1 protein-coding gene is annotated in these 415 nt (G+C 65.3%); it reads left to right on the top strand.

The genetic code is table 11. From position 1 onward, the window contains the following. The coding region (locus NR164_RS30290) for a DUF6531 domain-containing protein (RefSeq protein ID WP_256823674.1) at positions 1-415 on the top strand (415 nt) is incomplete at both ends.

Raw genomic sequence — 415 nt, 5'->3', positions numbered from 1 at the left:
GTGTCGGGCTGGCGGTGACGGCGCTGCTGACGTTGCGCGGCGGTGGCGCGAAGTTTTTCAGCAAGCTGCCGTGCATGGTGGTGGGCGGGCTGGTGTCGTGGGGCAGCAGCCAGGTGAGCAATGCCATTACCTCGGCGGTCGCCGGTTCGCCCAACCCGGTACACAGCGCCACGGGGGCGAAAATTCTCGACGGTGAAGACGACTTGGACTTCACCCTGCCTGGCCTGTTGCCGATCGAGTGGCAGCGCTACTACAGCAGTCGGGACGAACGCCGCGATGGCCTGTTCGGCGCCGGTTGGAGTGTGATCTACGAGGTTTTCCTCGAGATAGGAGGGCTTGCTGAGGGCGGCGAGCACCTGATCTACACCGACGAGCAGGCCCGGCAGATCGACATGGGCGTGATCCCCTTGGGCGG

It is taken from the genome of Pseudomonas sp. Pse79 (assembly GCF_024519615.1).
GTDB classification, from domain to species: domain Bacteria; phylum Pseudomonadota; class Gammaproteobacteria; order Pseudomonadales; family Pseudomonadaceae; genus Aquipseudomonas; species Aquipseudomonas veronii.
The sequence above is the reverse complement of the archived record's forward strand: the minus strand, read 5'-3'. Positions and strand labels throughout refer to the sequence as shown.